Raw genomic sequence first — 1,278 nt, forward strand, 5'->3', positions numbered from 1 at the left:
AAGATATTTCCAGCACGTAAGATCAACTCTGGATCTGCGACACGTGTTTCGATATCGCCAAGTGTGCGGCCATCAGGTTTGATGACTGGACCAAGCACGGTATCGATTTCATCTGCAACAAGAAGGTCTTTCAAGGTCAGTGCAGTGTCACCGGTTCCTACCGTCACGTGATAGGTAATGACGGTCTCAAGTGCTGTTGCTAAATCTAGCCCCGTAAGACCAGGTAGCGCTGCAAGCACAACGTCAAGAGCTTCTTGCTCTGTGCTCACATTAACACCTAAGTCTTTCACAAGCTGGATGAATGCAGCGTCAGTCGGCGCGAATACCGTTAAGCCCGGCACGGTGCTCAAGATGTCAACTAAGCCTTCGCCAGCAGCTTTGCCTGCATCAACTGCAAGAATACCTTGCAGCAAAATATCAAAGTCATTCGGATTGCTATCGACGCCTTCAAGTGAGCTGACTGCGATAGCTGTGCCTGCGATAGTTGGGAGATCACTTTGTCCTGCCGCTGGCAGGTCGAGTGGAATAAGTACGCGATTGATGGAGTGCACGATACCATTGCTTGCTTTTGTACCACGCTTCCAGAATGACAGTTTAGGATTCTTAAATTCTGGGTCGTTATCTACGAGCTGAAGTCCAACAGGTAAGATGCTAGCACCATCAAGTAGGGTTGGTACTTCGCCGTTATATATGACGCTGAATTTAGAACGTGATTCAGGAGCAACATGGTAAAGCAGAATGTTACGCAGAATATCGATGGCTGCATCCTCGTCACCGCCAGATAATCCTAGCAGTGTGGCGAAGATCGCGTTGAATGCGCCCTCTTCGCTATTCCCTTCATAGCCGAAGTCACGAGCCAAGCGCAAAAATGCAGCGTCACTTGGAGCGAATACTGTTACGTCGATCTTTTCGCTGGCAAGTGTTTCAGCAAGACCAGCTGCTTGAACCGCGGCTAATAAAATATCGTTATCATAACGGCGATGATCGAAGCCATTGCCACTCTTAGCAACGATTTCGGTAATGGTAGGTTTAGGTTTGTCGGCGCCTCCAAATTTGAAGAACGACCAAGCGTTTGCCGATACAGAAACGGTAGACGCAATCATGCCTGCGCAAAGTAGGCGCAAAGCTTTTGAATTTTTCATTGTTAACTCCTATCTAGCGAGAAAGTCCGATTTTTACTGCTTCGATTTTCGGGCTGCCAAAGCAGTCCAGATAAGAGTGGCCACTCAACACAACTAACGTTGATATGAGCCCTTACGTGTTTACTTTTTGTTCGGT

Annotated in this window: 1 protein-coding gene; it reads right to left on the minus strand. The window is 47.8% G+C overall.

The features are described from left to right. Positions 1–1,142 (minus strand): fasciclin domain-containing protein (locus A3738_RS15245; protein WP_068763705.1); only part of this gene is annotated, 1,142 nt, incomplete at its 3' end. Between the last annotated feature and the right edge of the window lie 136 nt (positions 1,143–1,278).

The organism is Oleiphilus sp. HI0066 (assembly GCF_001635725.1).